Annotated in this window: 14 protein-coding genes and 2 pseudogenes; 3 read left to right on the forward strand and 13 right to left on the reverse strand. The window is 66.1% G+C overall.

The annotated features are described in order from the left end of the window. Nucleotides 1–30: 30 nt before the first annotated feature. The 5 genes from scpB to ACQCSY_RS01805 form a co-directional block, all read right to left on the reverse strand. Complete coding sequence (gene scpB, locus ACQCSY_RS01785; protein ID WP_427135607.1) at nucleotides 31–600, reverse strand: SMC-Scp complex subunit ScpB; 570 nt, start codon at nucleotides 598–600, stop codon at nucleotides 31–33. Between the two features lie 113 nt (nucleotides 601–713). Beyond that, nucleotides 714–1,544: a segregation and condensation protein A gene (locus ACQCSY_RS01790; protein ID WP_427132675.1), complete on the reverse strand. Its 831-nt coding sequence runs from the start codon at nucleotides 1,542–1,544 to the stop codon at nucleotides 714–716. A 40-nt stretch (nucleotides 1,545–1,584) separates the two neighbouring features. Further along, a complete protein-coding gene (locus tag ACQCSY_RS01795) occupies nucleotides 1,585–2,484 on the reverse strand; it encodes a ParA family protein (RefSeq protein WP_427132677.1) in 900 nt (299 codons plus the stop codon). A 202-nt stretch (nucleotides 2,485–2,686) separates the two neighbouring features. Continuing rightward, nucleotides 2,687–2,977, reverse strand: a complete 291-nt coding sequence (locus tag ACQCSY_RS01800; protein WP_427132679.1) for a hypothetical protein — start codon at nucleotides 2,975–2,977, stop codon at nucleotides 2,687–2,689. After that, a complete protein-coding gene (locus ACQCSY_RS01805; RefSeq protein WP_427132681.1) occupies nucleotides 2,962–3,243 on the reverse strand; it encodes an alpha/beta fold hydrolase in 282 nt (93 codons plus the stop codon). Before ACQCSY_RS01805 ends, ACQCSY_RS01800 begins: the two co-directional genes overlap by 16 nt. Nucleotides 3,244–3,354: 111 nt before the next feature. Here ACQCSY_RS01805 and ACQCSY_RS01810 point away from each other — a divergent pair, with 111 nt between their 5' ends. Further along, nucleotides 3,355–3,906: a PspA/IM30 family protein gene (locus ACQCSY_RS01810; protein ID WP_427132683.1), complete on the forward strand. Its 552-nt coding sequence runs from the start codon at nucleotides 3,355–3,357 to the stop codon at nucleotides 3,904–3,906. Nucleotides 3,907–3,967: 61 nt separating this feature from the next. Here the strand turns inward: ACQCSY_RS01810 and ACQCSY_RS01815 are convergent, their stop codons facing one another. The 3 genes from ACQCSY_RS01815 to ACQCSY_RS01825 all read right to left on the reverse strand — a co-directional run bounded on the left by ACQCSY_RS01815 (nucleotide 3,968) and on the right by ACQCSY_RS01825 (nucleotide 6,346). Continuing rightward, nucleotides 3,968–5,209, reverse strand: a complete 1,242-nt coding sequence (locus ACQCSY_RS01815; protein WP_427131247.1) for an NAD(P)/FAD-dependent oxidoreductase — start codon at nucleotides 5,207–5,209, stop codon at nucleotides 3,968–3,970. A gap of 527 nt (nucleotides 5,210–5,736) precedes the next feature. After that, nucleotides 5,737–5,868 (reverse strand): hypothetical protein, encoded by a 132-nt coding sequence (locus ACQCSY_RS01820; RefSeq protein ID WP_427132685.1) that lies wholly within the window; start codon nucleotides 5,866–5,868, stop codon nucleotides 5,737–5,739. A gap of 64 nt (nucleotides 5,869–5,932) precedes the next feature. After that, entirely contained in the window at nucleotides 5,933–6,346 is a 414-nt protein-coding gene (locus ACQCSY_RS01825) for a DUF4192 family protein (protein WP_427132686.1), read from the reverse strand. A gap of 168 nt (nucleotides 6,347–6,514) precedes the next feature. On the opposite strand from ACQCSY_RS01825, the gene ACQCSY_RS01830 reads away from it, so the two are divergent. Both ACQCSY_RS01830 and ACQCSY_RS01835 read left to right on the forward strand, forming a co-directional pair. Next, nucleotides 6,515–6,751: a hypothetical protein gene (locus ACQCSY_RS01830; protein WP_427132688.1), complete on the forward strand. Its 237-nt coding sequence runs from the start codon at nucleotides 6,515–6,517 to the stop codon at nucleotides 6,749–6,751. Between the two features lie 424 nt (nucleotides 6,752–7,175). Further along, a complete protein-coding gene (locus ACQCSY_RS01835; protein ID WP_427132690.1) occupies nucleotides 7,176–9,152 on the forward strand; it encodes an amino acid transporter in 1,977 nt (658 codons plus the stop codon). Nucleotides 9,153–9,240: 88 nt separating this feature from the next. Here ACQCSY_RS01835 and ACQCSY_RS01840 read toward each other — a convergent pair whose 3' ends face one another. From ACQCSY_RS01840 to ACQCSY_RS01860, 5 genes and pseudogenes are all read right to left on the reverse strand, one after another. Beyond that, nucleotides 9,241–9,579 carry a hypothetical protein gene (locus ACQCSY_RS01840; protein WP_427132692.1) on the reverse strand — a complete coding sequence of 113 codons (339 nt, stop codon included), beginning with the start codon at nucleotides 9,577–9,579 and terminating at the stop codon, nucleotides 9,241–9,243. Between the two features lie 447 nt (nucleotides 9,580–10,026). Then, the gene (locus ACQCSY_RS01845; RefSeq protein ID WP_427135609.1) at nucleotides 10,027–10,287 is read right to left on the reverse strand and encodes an LssY C-terminal domain-containing protein; all 261 of its coding nucleotides are present in this window, start codon (nucleotides 10,285–10,287) and stop codon (nucleotides 10,027–10,029) included. Continuing rightward, nucleotides 10,181–10,696, reverse strand: coding sequence for an LssY C-terminal domain-containing protein (locus tag ACQCSY_RS01850; protein ID WP_427132694.1), 516 nt, complete (start codon nucleotides 10,694–10,696; stop codon nucleotides 10,181–10,183). Before ACQCSY_RS01850 ends, ACQCSY_RS01845 begins: the two co-directional genes overlap by 107 nt. Before the next feature lie 298 nt (nucleotides 10,697–10,994). After that, a pseudogene (locus tag ACQCSY_RS01855) lies at nucleotides 10,995–12,429 on the reverse strand (IS1380 family transposase). Nucleotides 12,430–12,993: 564 nt separating this feature from the next. Then, nucleotides 12,994–14,195: pseudogene (locus ACQCSY_RS01860) on the reverse strand (IS110 family transposase). Nucleotides 14,196–14,743 lie beyond the last annotated feature (548 nt).

Below are 14,743 nucleotides of genomic sequence, written 5' to 3' on the forward strand. Positions count from 1 at the left end.
GGTGGATAATCGTGCGCAGGCAGTTGCTGCCTACATTCTTCCTGCGTCGTAGAACTCTTCGATGCCTTCCAGCCCCGGAAGATGGGGTGAAAGCTGAGGCAACTCAGCCAGCGAGCCGATTCCCATGCGTTCAAGGAAATACGACGTCGTGCGGTACAGGATGGCCCCGGATTCGGGATCGTTCCCCGCATCCTCGATCAGCCCCCGCTGTGTCAGCGTCCGCACGACAGAGTCAACATTCACTCCTCGAATTGCAGACACCCGCGCCCTTGAAACAGGCTGGCGGTAAGCGATGACGGCGAGCGTTTCGAGCGCCGCCTGCGTCAGCCTGGCTGTCTGTCCTTCCAGCACGAACCCGCCGACGATATCGGCGAATTCAGCGCGGGAATAAATCCGCCAGCCTCCGGCGATATTCCGCAATTCAAAGCCCCGGGGGGCGGTACTGCTGCCGTTCATGCTGGCAACGTCCGCATCCGGGGCATTAACAGTATAGCCGTTATACTCCCGCTGCAGTTCCGCCAGCAGGGAATCGACGACGTCGACCGTCAGGTTCAGGCCTGCTGCCAGCCCGGTGGCCGTGACCGGCTCGTCGATCACCATCAGGACGGCCTCGAGGGCGGCACGGCTACCGCCCGGCAGGCTGGTGAGATCCGGGCCGGTATCCTGGCCGGTGTCTGCGCCGGCGTCGGGGCGCGCTTCGGACCATGCTTCGCTCACGGCTGTTCCTCGTATTCTTCGCTCAGGTGTTCGCTGCTCCACTGGCCGTCGTCGGCGGTCCAGTGGACGGTCAGGTCCCCCAGCGGCAGCAACTGGTCAAAGCCCACAGCCCGGTCCCGGAACATCTCCAGGAGCGCCAGGAACCGCGCGACCACCACGAGGGTAAATTCGGCGTCGGCGATCAGCGCACGGAAGGTGAGCGGCTTGCCCAGGCGGAGCCGGAGCCCTAGGAGCTCGGCCTGTTCCTTGACGCTGACGGGGGTGCCGTGGAGGTGGGCCAGGCCCACCACTGTGGGGGCGGCTTCCTTGGGTTTGAGGGCTGTTTCGGCCAGGGCCGCGAACTGCTGTGGAGTGTGGCGCCAGAGAAGTTCCGGCAGGAGGGCGGCGAAATGCCCTTCCAGCGCGACCTGCCGGGGGTAGCGGCGGGCTTCCAGTTCCAGGGTGGAGCCGATCATTCCGGCAACATGCTTGAAGGCCTTGTACTGCAGCAGCCGGGCGAACAGGAGGTCCCGGGCTTCCAGCAGGGCTATGTCCTCGTCGTCCTCGACTTCGCCGGCGGGCAGCAGCCGGGCGGCCTTGAGGTCCAGCAGCGTGGCGGCGATGACCAGGAATTCGCTGGCTTCATCGAGGGCCCACTCCTCCCCCAGCTGCTGCAGGCCCTTGATGTACTTGATGAATTCATCTGTGACCGTGGACAGCGCCACCTCGGTGATGTCCAGCTGGTGCTTGGCGATCAGGCCGAGCAGGAGGTCGAACGGGCCGGTGAAGTTGGCCAGCCGCACCTCAAACCCGGGCTTCTTCCCCGGATTCTTCCCGGGCTTCTTCACGGGTGATGCCTCCACGGTCCTGGGCTGCCTGCCTGCCTGCCTAGGGCGCGCCGCCGCGCGAAATCAGCTCTTTGGCCAGGCGGCGGTAGGCGTCGGCGCCGATGTGGTTGCCGGCGTAGGTGGTGATGGGCTCGGCCGCCACCGTGGCGTCGGCAAACTTGATGGACCGCTTGATAACGGTCTCGAAGACCTTGTCGCCGAAGGCCTCCACGAGGCGGGCGATGACCTCGCGGCCGTGCAGGGTGCGGGCGTCGTACATCGTGGCCAGCACGCCGTCGACCTGGAGCCTGGGGTTCAGGCGGTCCTGGACCTTGTCGATGGTCTCCACCAGCAGCGCCACGGCCCGCAGGGCAAAGAATTCACAGATCAGCGGGATGATGACGCCGTGGGCGGCGGTCAGGGCGTTGACCGTGAGGAGGCCGAGTGAGGGCTGGCAGTCGATCAGGACGACGTCGTAGTCGTCCTCGACCTTCTTCAGGGCCCGGTCCAGGACCTGTTCGCGGGCGACCTCGTTGACCAGCTGCACTTCCGCGGCGGAGAGGTCGATGTTGGCCGGCAGCAGGTCCACGTTTTCGACGCCGGTCTTCTGGATGGCGTCGCGGATGTCCACCTTGCGGTCCATCAGGACGTTGTAGACCGTCAGGTCCAGCTCGTGGGGGTTGGTGCCGAGGCCTGCGGAGAGGGCGCCCTGCGGGTCGAAGTCGACCAGGAGTACGCGGCGGCCGTATTCGGCCAGTGCGGCGGCCAGGTTGATGGTGGAGGTGGTTTTACCCACTCCGCCCTTCTGGTTGACCATGGCGATGACCCGCGCAGGTCCGTGGGACGACAGCGGTGCGGGCTCCGGAAAGTCACGTTGGGGGCGGCCTGTGGGGCCCATAACGGCGTCTTCCAGATCGAGTTCGGTGCCTTCCAGAGTTGCTGAACCCTGTTCGCTGCTCACGTATCTATCCACACTTTCGATGACGGTGATTGTCGTGCTTGATATTGCTGCCGCTGGACTCCCAGCGCCGATCTTATTCATCCCAAGGCTACAGCGCCCGACACGGTATTCCGCGGACCGTGACAACCGCCGTTGCCTGAGCCTTGACCTTCCGGTTGAGCTCGAAGGTTGGTGTGAGGGCTGCAACGATTACGTCTGGGCTTCAGCCCGCGATGATCTGCCGGACTGCCCGGATGATCTGTTCGGGTTCGTCGCTGTGCACGTGGTGGCCGGCGTGTTCGGCGATGACGAGGGTGCCACGGGTCGACAGACCGGCGAGGTCGGCCTGGCGGTCGGCCCACAGCTTGAGCGCGGCGGCGGTCCCGGCCCCGGTCCGGCCGGAGGCTGCCGGATCGGGCTGGTATGCCGCGCGGGTGATCACGGTGCGCGGGAGATCGCCGAGGCCGGGGGCGTGTTCCCGTACGACAGGCCCGGCGGTCAGCAGGGCGTGCACCTCCCCGATGAGCGAGCAGCGGTGCCGCGTCCGCAGTTGCAGTGCCAGCCCGAGCTCGATCGGGGCGCCGGGGTACCTCTGCTGTGCCTCGGCGCGGGGTTTCCGGGCGATTCCGAGGTCCGCCCCGAGGCGGACGAGGCCAAGCGGCGCAGCCTGAGGGTGTCGACCAGGACCAGCCCGGCCATCCGGTCCGGGTGTCGTGCGGCGTAGACGCGGGCCACCATGCCGCCGAGCAAGTGCCCGGCAACAATGTAGGGCGGGGGCACGCGCCGGCCCGCAGGACCCGGTCCAGGTCCTCAGCCATTCCGGTCACGGTCTCCAGCCGGGGTCGGGCCGGGCTCCACCCGAGACCGGGCCGGTCGTAGAGGTAGACCGTGGTGTCCCGGGCCAGGGCCCGCTGCACGCACATGGCGTGGCGGAGCGTCGCCGACGTCGCGGCGCATCGCCGTCGTACCGAACTGCAGGCCGTGCCGCTGGCCGCCGAGCTGGCCGAACTGGACCGGGCGGCGCGGGCCGCCGTCGCCGCCGGCTTCGATGAGCAAGCCCGCCACATCCTCGCGCGCCGGATCGACGCCGCCCGGCGACTGGACACGCTCAGGGCCCAGCATGACGCGCTGGCGGCACAGGAGCAGGCCCTGAACGACAGCCTCTACCGGCTCGAGGCGCAGCTGGAGGACGCCCGGGATCAATACCGGACGCTGGGCGCCGAACAAGGGGCAGCCCGGGCGGAGCTGAATCTGCGCGAATCGCTGCACGGCTCCGCCGCGGACGGGGCTGCCGACCACGCCGCCCGGCAGGCTGCACTTCAGGCCCGGCGGATGCGGGCGAAGGCGGCCGGGCGGAGCTGGCAGCAGCGGATCCCGGGCAGGACGAGGTGCGGGAGGCATCCGATGCCCTGGTGGCAGGGGCCGGGACCGAGCGGGAACTGACCCGGCTGAAATCCCGGCTGGAGCGGGACGGCTGAGCAATTCGCTCGCGGGCCGGCAGGGGTTACTCGGGCCTGCCGACCACCACCTGCGCCGGGCTGTGCGTGACATAGCCGATGGCCCAGGAGAAGAGGGCGCGGACCTTCTGCTGGAATCCGGGAAGCAGTGCCAGGTGCACGCCCAGCCAGGAGACGAAGGCCAACGGGCCCTGCAGCTGGACGCGTCTGCGGCCGATTTCGGCGACCGCGGCGCCGCGGCCTACCATCGCCATGTAGCCCTTGTCCCAGTATCCGAACGGCTGGCGGGTGCCGCCGGTGAGGTCGGCGTAGATGTTGCGGGCGGCCCATTTGCCGGACTGCTGGGCGACCGAGCCGAGCTGAGGCAGTTTGGCGCCGGTCGAATCGGTCATGTTGGCCGCATCGCCGAGGACGTAGACGCCCTCGGCATCCGGTGCGGTCAGGTCCGGCCGCACGTCGATGCGCCCGCCCCGCCCCTGGGTCAGGCCGGACTCGGCGATGACCTTTCCGGCTTTCAGGCCGCCGGCCCACACCACGATCCGGCCGGGAATGACGGTCCCGTCCGCCAGCGTCACGCCGTCGGCGCGGACACCGGTCACGCCGACGCCCAGATGAAGCTGCACCCCGAGCTTCCCGAGCCGGTTCCTGGTGTATTCCTGCGACTTGGGCGAGAACGCGTTGAGCACGTTCGGGACCATATCCACCAGGTGGACGCGGCACCTGGCCGCGAGCACCGGGGAAAAATACTTGGGCACCACGTACTTGACGTTCTCGGCGAGGGCACCGGCCGTCTCGACTCCGGTCGGGCCGGCGCCGATGACGACGACGTCCACGCTGCCGGCCGGCTCGCGGTCCGCCTCGTCCAGCAAGTGGGTCAGTCCAGTGCCCAGGCGGGTGGCGTCGGTGACGGAGTAGAGCGGGTAGGCGTACTCGTCCGCGCCGGGCGTGTTGAAGAAGTTCGGGACGGCGCCGGCGGCAATGACCAGGATCCGGGCCCGGTAGGTGCTGCCGTCGGCCGTGGTGACGGTGCGGGTCGCGGAGTCGATCGCCGTCACCTCCGCGGTGAGGACACGCACGCCCCTGATGCGGCGGAACACGGATCGCAGCGGCCGTGCAATGGCCGATACCCCGATCTGCGCCGTCGCCACCTGGTACAGGAGGGGCTGGAACTGGTGGTAGTTGTTCGCGTCGATGAGCAGTACGCGAATGCCCTTGAGGCCGAGTTCCTTGGCGGCGGTCATGCCGGCGAACCCACCGCCGACCACGATGACCTGGTACGTATCGTCCATTCGAGCAACATACCGTGTCGGGTGGCGGCGCAACAGGGTGCGCGATGACTCTCTAATGGTTGGTGGCTGGCCTGGTGCCTGCTGGCAGGATGGATGCGATCCCCACTGAATGTGGCTCTCGTTGACTCTGGCCCCTCCCGGGTGTCCTTTTGATGACTTGTCCGTTTGGAGGGGACGGCATCGGCCTGTCCGATGGCTTGATAGAAGGTCGTCCAAGGTGCCATCTGCTGCCCACCGTCCGGCACTGCCAGTCCGGGCCCGCCGGGGTGTGGTTAGAGTGGGGCATGAGCGATGCTGATCCGGGCCCGGTGCCGGGACGCGGCCCTGGCTGCCGTGTTCTGGTCTCAGTGGCTCAGGGCCTTCCGGCGGTAGCAGTGCGGCGGGGCTGCTGTATCTGACTCCTGGGCGGTTCTGGCTTGCGAGGCCTAAACACGGAAGAGACCGGCGGTTCGTCGGTCTCTTCCGTGTTTCCTCTGCAAGGGAAATCTGTGGGGCGGCGGCGCCGCGGTCGTTACAGGCCCTGGGTGTTACAGGCCCTGGGGCAGGTCTCCCCAGGAGAGATCCGCGGGGACGGTCGTCTCTCCCGCGGTGAGCAGGCGCAGTTCCAGGATGTCCTCGGCGTGGCTGCCGCCCTCGGGGGCCGTGTCGGCGTCGGTCATGATGAATTTCTCGGCCGTGCCTGGGTCTCCTGCGCTGGCTGGGGGCGTCGTGTGTCCTTTCGCCCTAGTGGCGGATCCTGCACATTGCCTGCCAGGTGGCAACGCCACTCGGGCCCGGACCCCCGCATGGGGGTCCGGGCCGGAGCGTCGGGGGCCGGTAGGCGGTGTCCCGGTTCAGGTTCACCGGGGCGATCAGTCCGCGGCTGACGAGTTCGGTCAGCAGGAACGCGAGCCGGAAGTCCGGGACGTCGTTCATGGCGAACTTGAAGTACCGGGCGGCGAAGCTGGACTTGCCTTTGAGCCATTCCAGCCAGCCGATCAGGCACAGCATCGGGGCTCTCTGGCCCTCCGGGGTGGTCTTCATCAGTTCGAAGGCGAGTTCCTGTCCGCGGTCCACGCGTGCCCAGTCCGGGCGTCCGGTGATCTGTCCGAGCAGGGCGTCGGTGAACAGTGACTCACCCGAAAACTCTTCGGGCATCCCGCTTCCGCCCCGGGTGTTGCCCGGCCGGCGGGCGCTGCGGCCACCGTCAGCTATACCTGCGGCAAATGCGGCGGGTTCGGCGGGCACACAGTCCGGCCGGCATGGACACGTCCTGGCTGGCACTGGTACGTCTGAGGCTCAACCAAGGACAGGACGGAACGGACCATGGGTCCAATGGAGGAGTGGTGGGATCAGCTCGATTCCGCCACCAGGCAGTGGCTGGTGAAGAACCCCGGGTGCGTTACTCTGCCCCGGATCGTGGTCCACGCCATCAGTACGGCTATTCACGAGGACCTTGGCGAGGACCAGCACGGGCAGCTGGAACTCTCCGACGAGGACCGGCAGTTTATTCAGTCCAGGGCCGGACAGGAACAAGCCGACGGGCCCGGGATCGGCAGGTAGCAGCCACGGTCGGCAACCCGACGAAAGCGCATGACGTGCTTACTGCCTTGTTCCGCGTCACGCGCCACATCGTCGAGGACATTCACGGATCGGCACGCGCTACTTTCCACGAGAACGTGGCCGGCGCCGCTCCGCCGGGACCGGGCGCTCCTTATGCACGGCACTCAGTCCGTCGGTAAGGATGCTGCTGATCGGTGTGGCGGAGGACTTCCACGGCCCAGCGCACATTGCGTCGTGGATGGTGACAGCCCGGCAACGGAGCCCGCATCCAGCCGGCTCATCCGGCGGAACTCCGGCCGGGACCGCGGCGGGACGTGCCGCGTTAAGGATCCGTCAAGATCGACGTCGACGGGGCCAGGAGCTTCATGGCCGGTGATATGTTCGGCGTTGATCGTGGTGCGCTGCGCCGCGCGGAAAGGCAGAGTTGACTACGTTAAGCAGGCCGCCGGCGGACCCGTCGGCACCCAGGCCCGGGGCCAAGGCAGCACTGAAGAGCTGGCTGCTCTTCGGGCTGCAGGACAGCAAAGGCACCCACCAGGGCCCCGGCGCGGTGAGCGACTCCCATCTGAAGAAGCACTCCTGGTGGCAGGTGATGTGCCTGACCGGCGTGGACTACTTCTCCACCCTCGGCTACCAGCCGGCCATCGCGGCCCTGGCCGCCGGGGTGATCTCCCCGCTGGCGACCCTCGTCCTCGTGGTGGTCACGCTGCTCGGCGCACTGCCCGTGTACCGCAGGGTGGCAGGCGAGAGCCACCGCGGCGAGGGGTCCATCGCCATGCTGGAGCGCCTGATGCCGCGCTGGGGCGGGAAACTCTTCGTCCTGGTGCTGCTGGGCTTCGCCGCGACGGACTTCATGATCACCATGACGCTGTCCGCCGCGGACGCCACCGCGCACGCCATCCAGAACCCGATGACGCCCGGCTGGCTGCAGGGACAGAACGTCCTCGTCACCTTGTTCCTGCTGGCCCTTTTGGCCGCGGTGTTCCTGCGCGGCTTCAAGGAGGCCATCGGCGTTGCCGTCACCCTCGTCGCCCTGTACCTAGGCCTGAACGTCGTGGTGGTTGCCGTGACCCTGTTCGAGGTCTTCACCCAGCCCCTTGCCGTCGGTGAATGGTGGAAGGCACTGTCCACCTCGCACGGTGACCCGTTCATGGTGATCGGCATCGCGCTGCTCGTCTTTCCCAAACTGGCGCTGGGCCTGTCCGGCTTCGAGACCGGGGTCGCCGTGATGCCCCAGATCCAGGGCCACGCCACCGACACCGAGGACAACCCCGCCGGCCGCATCAAGGGCGCCCGGAGGCTGCTGACCACCGCCGCCGTGATCATGAGTGCTTTCCTGATCACCACCAGCTTCATCACCGTCGTGCTGATCCCGGAGCAGGAATTCCAGCCCGGCGGCCAGGCCAACGGCCGCGCCCTGGCCTTCCTGGCCCACGAATACCTCGGCGTCGGCTTCGGCACCGTCTACGACATCAGCACCATCGCCATCCTCTGGTTCGCCGGCGCCTCCGCCATGGCCGGGCTGCTCAACCTGGTCCCCCGCTACCTGCCCCGCTACGGCATGGCCCCCGGATGGGCCAAGGCCGTCCGGCCCCTGGTGCTGGTGTTCACCCTCATCGGATTCCTGATCACCTTCCTCTTCAACGCCGACGTCGACGCCCAGGGCGGCGCGTACGCGACCGGAGTGCTGGTCCTGATGACCTCCGCCGCCGTGGCGGTCACGCTCTCCGCCCGGCGATCGAAGCAGCGCAAACGCACCGTCGGCTTCGGGATCATCGCCGTGGTGTTCATCTACACCACGATCGCGAACATCTTCGAACGCCCCGAAGGGATCCGGATCGCCGCCGTCTTCATCGCGGGCATCATCGTAATCTCCCTGCTGTCCCGGGTCCGGCGCTCCTTCGAACTGCACGCCACCCACGTCCACCTGGACCGGCAGGCACTGGAGTTCATGTCCGAGGTGCTCGACGGGCCCCTCGGAATCATTTCCCACGAACCGCTCCGGCTCACGGCCGACGCGTACCGGGAGAAGCTCACCTCGGCAATCGAAGTCAGCCACCTGCCGGTGGACTACCAGGCCCTGTTCCTGGAAGTGATCGTGGATGACTCCTCCGACTTCGAAACCGAGCTCGAAGTGCGCGGCGTGATCCGGCACGGCTACAGGATCCTGGAGGTCCACGGCCCGGTCGTCCCCAACACCATCGCCTCGGTGCTCCTGCACATCCGCGACGTGACCGGCCTGATGCCGCACATCTACTTCCGCTGGACCGAAGGCAGCCCGGTCGTGAATCTGCTGCGCTTCCTGTTCCTGGGCGAAGGCGAGATCGCCCCCGTCACCCGCGAAGTGCTGCGCGAAGCCGAACCCGACGTCACCAGACGCCCCTGGGTCCACGTCGGCTGACCGCGGCCGGCGACCGGTTCAAGGGAACCGGATTCCCCCACCGCCCGCCGCGCCTGCCACCGGCCAAGGAGCCGGTCGGTGCACGGAGTTACCCGCGATGTGCCGGGAGGTCCGCAGCAACCGCAACGGCATCCTCATAGGTCAACGGCGCATGCTCCCGGAAAGCGGCGTCCGCATCCCGGCGAAGGACGTCCCCGGCCAGCACCCGCACCCGGATCAGCTCGCCGTGCGCGTCGCTGCAGGCCAGGACGTCCCCGCGCGCCTGGGCACCCGGAACGCCGGCCCCGGACGAGGGCTGGAAAACAATCCACCAGGCGTCGTCGTTGCCGTCCGCGAAGAGGTAGCCGTCCCGCGAGCTGTACGCCGTCCCGTCCACGCCGCGGTCACCGTACCCGGTGACCGTGCCGGCCAGGGCCGCAAACTTCACATCCCGGCTGTCATCCCGTCCGGCCGTAGTCCCGGCCGGCCGGGGTCCCTGTGCTGGACCGGTATGCGTCATCATCGGTGTTCCCTCTTCTACTTGGTCGCACGGATGAAGGAAACCACAAGCCAGATCAGCACCACAGACAAGCCAGCGAGAAACACGGCCGTAGCCAAGACCTCACCGTTCATCGACAGCCACCGACCCTTCCATCCCTGGGGGAAGCCGGCACGCCGCGGCCGCTTCATGCCTCCATCAAACATCCATGCCCCGCCTACCGGGCTCCGTCCCCCCTTTTCTTGACGGTTTCTTAGCGGGAAGGCCTGGCGGCAGCTAATGCCGGGCCAGCCTTCCCGCGGGCCATTCACAACAGGCAGTGTTACGACGATCAATAGAATCCACCCCCTCATGCTCGGTCCTTGCTTTTGCCGTGCAGCGGGTGGGTGCGCGTAATTACTGATTCAGGCTTTCAAGATTGAGCACCGCCGCCTGGCCGTCGGTAAAGAATCCGTCGCCGGTTGCGTTGTGTCCCAGCTGGGCGTCCACGACACGGACGAAGTGGGGTTGGGCCACCTGTAACGATTGCAGGATGTAGGCCCTTTCCGCATCAACATCGGGAACTATGTGGTGGGTTGGCAAACCGGACTTCGTTCCTATCCCGATGCCCCGGTCGAAGCGGGCGGTGGCGACCCAAACGGGCAGACCCCCGACGATGTAATTGGTTCTCCAGATCCGTGTGGTGCCGCTGGACCAGCGTGTTGGCGTCGGTGGGTTTTTCGAACGCCACGTTCTCGGGCCGGGCGTCAAGGTATGACGGCGTGACCGGAGCCGTGAGGTACTGCTCGTTGCGTACTGCCACCAGGATGGATCGCAGGGTGTTGCTCAGGGTCGAGGGGTCAGCTTTGTACCATCCGGCTCGCTTGAACAGGCCCTCAATCTGCTCCTGACTGCCAAGGTAGATGAAGTTGATGGGCTCCATCCTGGCCCCGGTCAGCGTTTCGCTATAGACAGGCAACGGCTTAATGGCAGCCTCATTCAGCGCGGGCAGTACATCAGAAGCTTCCTGATGTTCGACGACTGTGAGGGTCGTGAGCTGGGCGCCGAATATCCCGGCGAACAGCAAGGCAGCGGCAGCGGGTTTTCATGTAACTGCGCCCGTACAAAGGAAGATGGCAGGCTTCTTGAAACCTGTTCAGACGAGTTGAATACGTGACCGTGGCCTGGAGTAGCCCGGTGCCCTAGCCTCGATTTTCATCGTCGGCCTGGTTCCCGGCAGTGGGGCGAAGGGCGGCCTGGTCGGTTGAATGAAAGGGATTTGGGCGCGGGGCCCTGTCCCTGCTGGTTGACCGGGTTCGGCGCCGGTTCCACGTCCGGCTGGTCTTGCTGGTTTCTGTCGCAGTTTCGGGGGGCGCTGCATGCGGTCAGGCCGGCGCCGGTTGCCGGCCGGGGCCGCTAATCCGTATAACCGTTTCCAGCAGCACGGTGATGAGGTCTTTTTCGGGTGCTTGGGCCGGCAGCAGGAGTTGATGCTTCCGGCCGCTGGAGATCAGTTTCCCGGCGGTGGCGAAGACCCGGTAGCGCCAGCGCTTGACGTCCCAGAACCGGGCCGCGTGTCCGGTGGGAAGACAGCTGAGCTGGAGCCAGCCGATCAGGTTCGAGGCCGGCGCCGCGATGTTGGCCCAGGCCTGGTTCGCGGCGAAGGAGAAGAACGGGAACCTGCCCAGCCCGGTGTTCTTCAGGGTTTTGATCCGGTTTTCACCCCGGCCACGGGCCCGGTGGCGGGCATCCAGGTGCGGGCCGTGCCAGCGCGGTGAGTTCGTCGCAGAACGCGGTGATCCGGTTTCCGTCCAGATCCAGCAGCGTCGGTTGCGCGCCCGGATGCAGCGGTTCCGCGCGGAGATACAGGTTTGTGCCCGGCGGGTAGTCTGCCAGCGCAATGATGTCGGTGGCGTTGATGACCCATGCGTCGGTGCGTTCGCAGCCGTCCTGGTCCAGGGCCGGCTGCCAGTACTTTTTGTCGCTGATCCAGTCGACCATGTGGGCTTTGGCGACCGGGACCGGATAGCTGACAGAGAACTGGGCTCCGGCGGCGTGGAGGTGCCAGAGGAATCTGCGTGACGCGCCGGCGCTGTCGGCGCGGATCAGGATCTTTTCCCCGATCAGCTCTACCGCGCCGGTGAAGAAACGGTCCGGGAGTTGGTCCACGGCGGTGTCGAAGACGCGGATGTGGTCCTGGGCGTTGTTGGCCCCGGCGTTGCCCGGACGCAGGAGCACGGTGAGGATTTCCCCGGTTCCGTTCCCTCCGCCGTGGTCGCATGCGGCGATGAAGGGGGCGAACCCGTAGCCGCCCTTATAGGTGCCGGCCACGTTTTCCTTGTCCGAGTGCGAGGTCACCAGGGTCGCGTCCAGGTCGATGATGAGCGGCTCCGCGGCCGTGGCCTTCAGCGCAGGGTTCCCTTCTCCGGGCGCTTCCCATGCCCTGGACCGCAGGGCGCGGGTGTGGGTTTCGAATCCGTGGGCGAAGCCTTCCGGGTTCCGCGCGGTCCGGTCGAAAAACCGGGACATGGTCGCGTTCGAGGCCACCGGCCCGAAGATACCCGTTGAGCTGCGGAACATGTCCAGGTCCGAGACATGCTCGCCGCCGGCGGCCAGCATGAGAGCCAGGGAACCGACCAGATGCCCCGGACGGTGAGACGCTCCGGCCGGGGCGAACTGGCCCAGCCTGTCCTCCCTCAGGAACCGGAAGCCGAGCGCGTTGATGAAGCCGGTAAGGACCGTCGTGCCGGCGTGGGAGACCAGCGACTGGCCGGTGAAAGCAACCGCGGCAGCGGGGAAAATCCGGGTAGACTGCTGCATCGAAAGGGTGCTCCTTCGCGGCGGAATAACGGTCTCGACAACCACTATTTTCCCAGTTCAGGCGAGTTCTAGCGGTCGTTGCAACACCCCCTGAAAACCGGGAGTTGCAACACCTGTGGAAATCCCATTAATAAATAGTTCTTCCTTAAGGGAGAAATCACCGGTAGGGAAAGAGTCTGGACCGTCCGCTTCGCCGACCCTGAAGCGGACTTATCGGAGCTACTCGTCGTCCGATCGGGCAGAATTCTTCTTGGCCTTGGAGCGTCTGGGAAGCGTTCCGCTGGCCGCACGGGAATTAGGATTCACCCTCAGTACCTGCCGAGCCTGGGCTGGACCTTCCGGCAGGAGATCGGGCCAAATATACGCCCAAGCTGAGAAGGACAGGTTCTTTGTCTTGCTGGACCGGTTGGGGAGCGTGAGTGTCGCGGCCAAGGCGGTGGGCATCAACGTCCAAATCTGCTTCCATTGGGCGTACAAGGCTGGCGCCGTCACCCGCAAGCCCCGCGCAAATCCGGCGGCCAAGCAGTCTGCCACCCAGGAGCAGAAGGAATCTCAATGCTGTTGTCAAGCAGCCTGGACGCAAATGGCGGCGGCCGGCTCCCGGTATTCGGTGTGGTCGCGGAGCATGGCCCAGATGACGTTGATGCGGCGTCGGGCAAGTGCGATAAGCGCCTGTTTGTGGGACTTTCCCTCGCCGCGTTTCCGGTCGTAGTAGGTTCTGGAAGCGGGGCTGTTTTTCAAGCTGGAGAGGGCGGCGAGGTAGCAGGTTCGGAGGAGTCTGCGGTTGAATCGGCGCGGCCGGTGCAGGTTTCCGCTGATCCGGCCGGAATCGCGTGGGACCGGAGCCAACCCGGCGACGCTGGCGAGCCGGTCGACGGAGTCGAATCCGTCCAGGTTACCGCCGATGTTCGCGAGAAAAGTAGCCGCGAGTACGGGCCCGAACCCAGGCATACTCAGCAGAACATCGGCGCTGTCGTGCTGCCTGAACAGGTCCGTGATCTGGGCATCGACGTCTGCGATCTCTGCATCGGTTGAGCTGATCTGATCGGCCAACCGGACGACCAGGGCCGATCCCATGGATTGGGCAGGCAGGACGGTGTGCTGGGCGTTTGCAGCCGCAAGTGCCTTCTCCGCCATCTTTGCACTGTTCCGGCAGCCGCGTTTTCTCAGCCAGCCAGTAAGCCGCGTCAGTCCTATCCGGCGGATGCCCTCGGGGGTCTGATAGCCGCTCAGAAGGGTCAGAGGAGCCTTCTTGGAGTAGTCGAAGGCCCGCTCGAGCGCAGGGAAGTATTCCAACAAGGTGGCCCGGAGCCGGTTGATCGCCCGGACACGGTCGCAAATCAGATCGGTGCGGCGGGCAGTGAGCATACGCAGGTCCACACTGATCTGGTCTGCGCTGCGAACGGGTTGCAGGTCGGTGCGCATGCGGGCCTGGTCAGCGATGATCCTGGCGTCTTTCGCGTCGGTCTTTCCATCCCCCGATAGGTCGCTGCGGCGTGATGCACGATCCGTCCAGGGATATAGAGCAGGTGCTGAGCGTGTGCTGCCAGCAGCTCGATCAGCAGCGCCGCGCCGCCGGCGTTCAGATCAGTAGCCCAGCAGATCTCACCACCGGCCGCGCTCTCCGCGGTTTCGGCGATGAGCTGGAGCAACGCGGTTTCGTCGTTCTCGACCCGTTTTGACAGCAGCACCGTCCCGGATTGGTCGATCACAACGCAATGATGGGCACTCTTGCCCGAGTCGATTCCTGCCCACACGTCCGGCATGTCTTTCGGTCCCTTCGATCAGCTCCAATTTGGTTGGCCCCTGTCGATAACCACGCCGGCACGTCCTTACCCAACGATCAATGTCGTAAGTCTCAATCAGCGGTCGAGTCATCGGCGGGCAGCGGGCGGCCATTCCCAGTGAGCCGTCCAAGCGGCAGGGAGATCTGGGCCATACCCACCACCCGAGGGTGATCGAAACACTACGACAGCTCCGAAGTCACCCACAACAAAATCGTAAGGAGGGGGATTTGGTGCGCCACGAGGCGCTGTTTTACCGAGCGGAGGTGGAAGACCTTCGCCTTTGTGCTGTCGCAGCAGCATGAAGAAGCTGGGGGCAGTCTGACCCGAGGAAACACCGGGAAGGGCGGAAAGCGGCCCCGACAACGCCGGGACGGACCAGCACTACCGAATGGGTCGGGTCCGGCAAGCAAGGCAGGAAGGTGTACGAGAGAAACCAGTGCTAAAAGCTTCTCAAGTCTCCCGCCAGCTCAAATTCGGTGGATATGGGCTGGCCTGCGGTGCGCACCACCCTCTCATTACGGGGTGGG

Origin of the sequence: Pseudarthrobacter sp. S9 (genome assembly GCF_050156545.1) — a bacterium.
Classification (GTDB): Bacteria; Actinomycetota; Actinomycetes; order Actinomycetales; family Micrococcaceae; genus Arthrobacter.

Excerpts from the sequence above, each read along its gene's own strand:
- ACQCSY_RS01815 (WP_427131247.1), bottom strand. The coding sequence starts at position 5,209 with ATGGACGATACGTACCAGGTCATCGTGGTCGGCGGTGGGTTCGCCGGC.
- ACQCSY_RS01825 (WP_427132686.1), bottom strand. The coding sequence starts at position 6,346 with ATGCCCGAAGAGTTTTCGGGTGAGTCACTGTTCACCGACGCCCTGCTC.
- scpB (WP_427135607.1), bottom strand. The coding sequence starts at position 600 with ATGGTGATCGACGAGCCGGTCACGGCCACCGGGCTGGCAGCAGGCCTG.
- ACQCSY_RS01820 (WP_427132685.1), bottom strand. The coding sequence starts at position 5,868 with ATGACCGACGCCGACACGGCCCCCGAGGGCGGCAGCCACGCCGAGGAC.
- ACQCSY_RS01830 (WP_427132688.1), top strand. The coding sequence starts at position 6,515 with ATGGGTCCAATGGAGGAGTGGTGGGATCAGCTCGATTCCGCCACCAGG.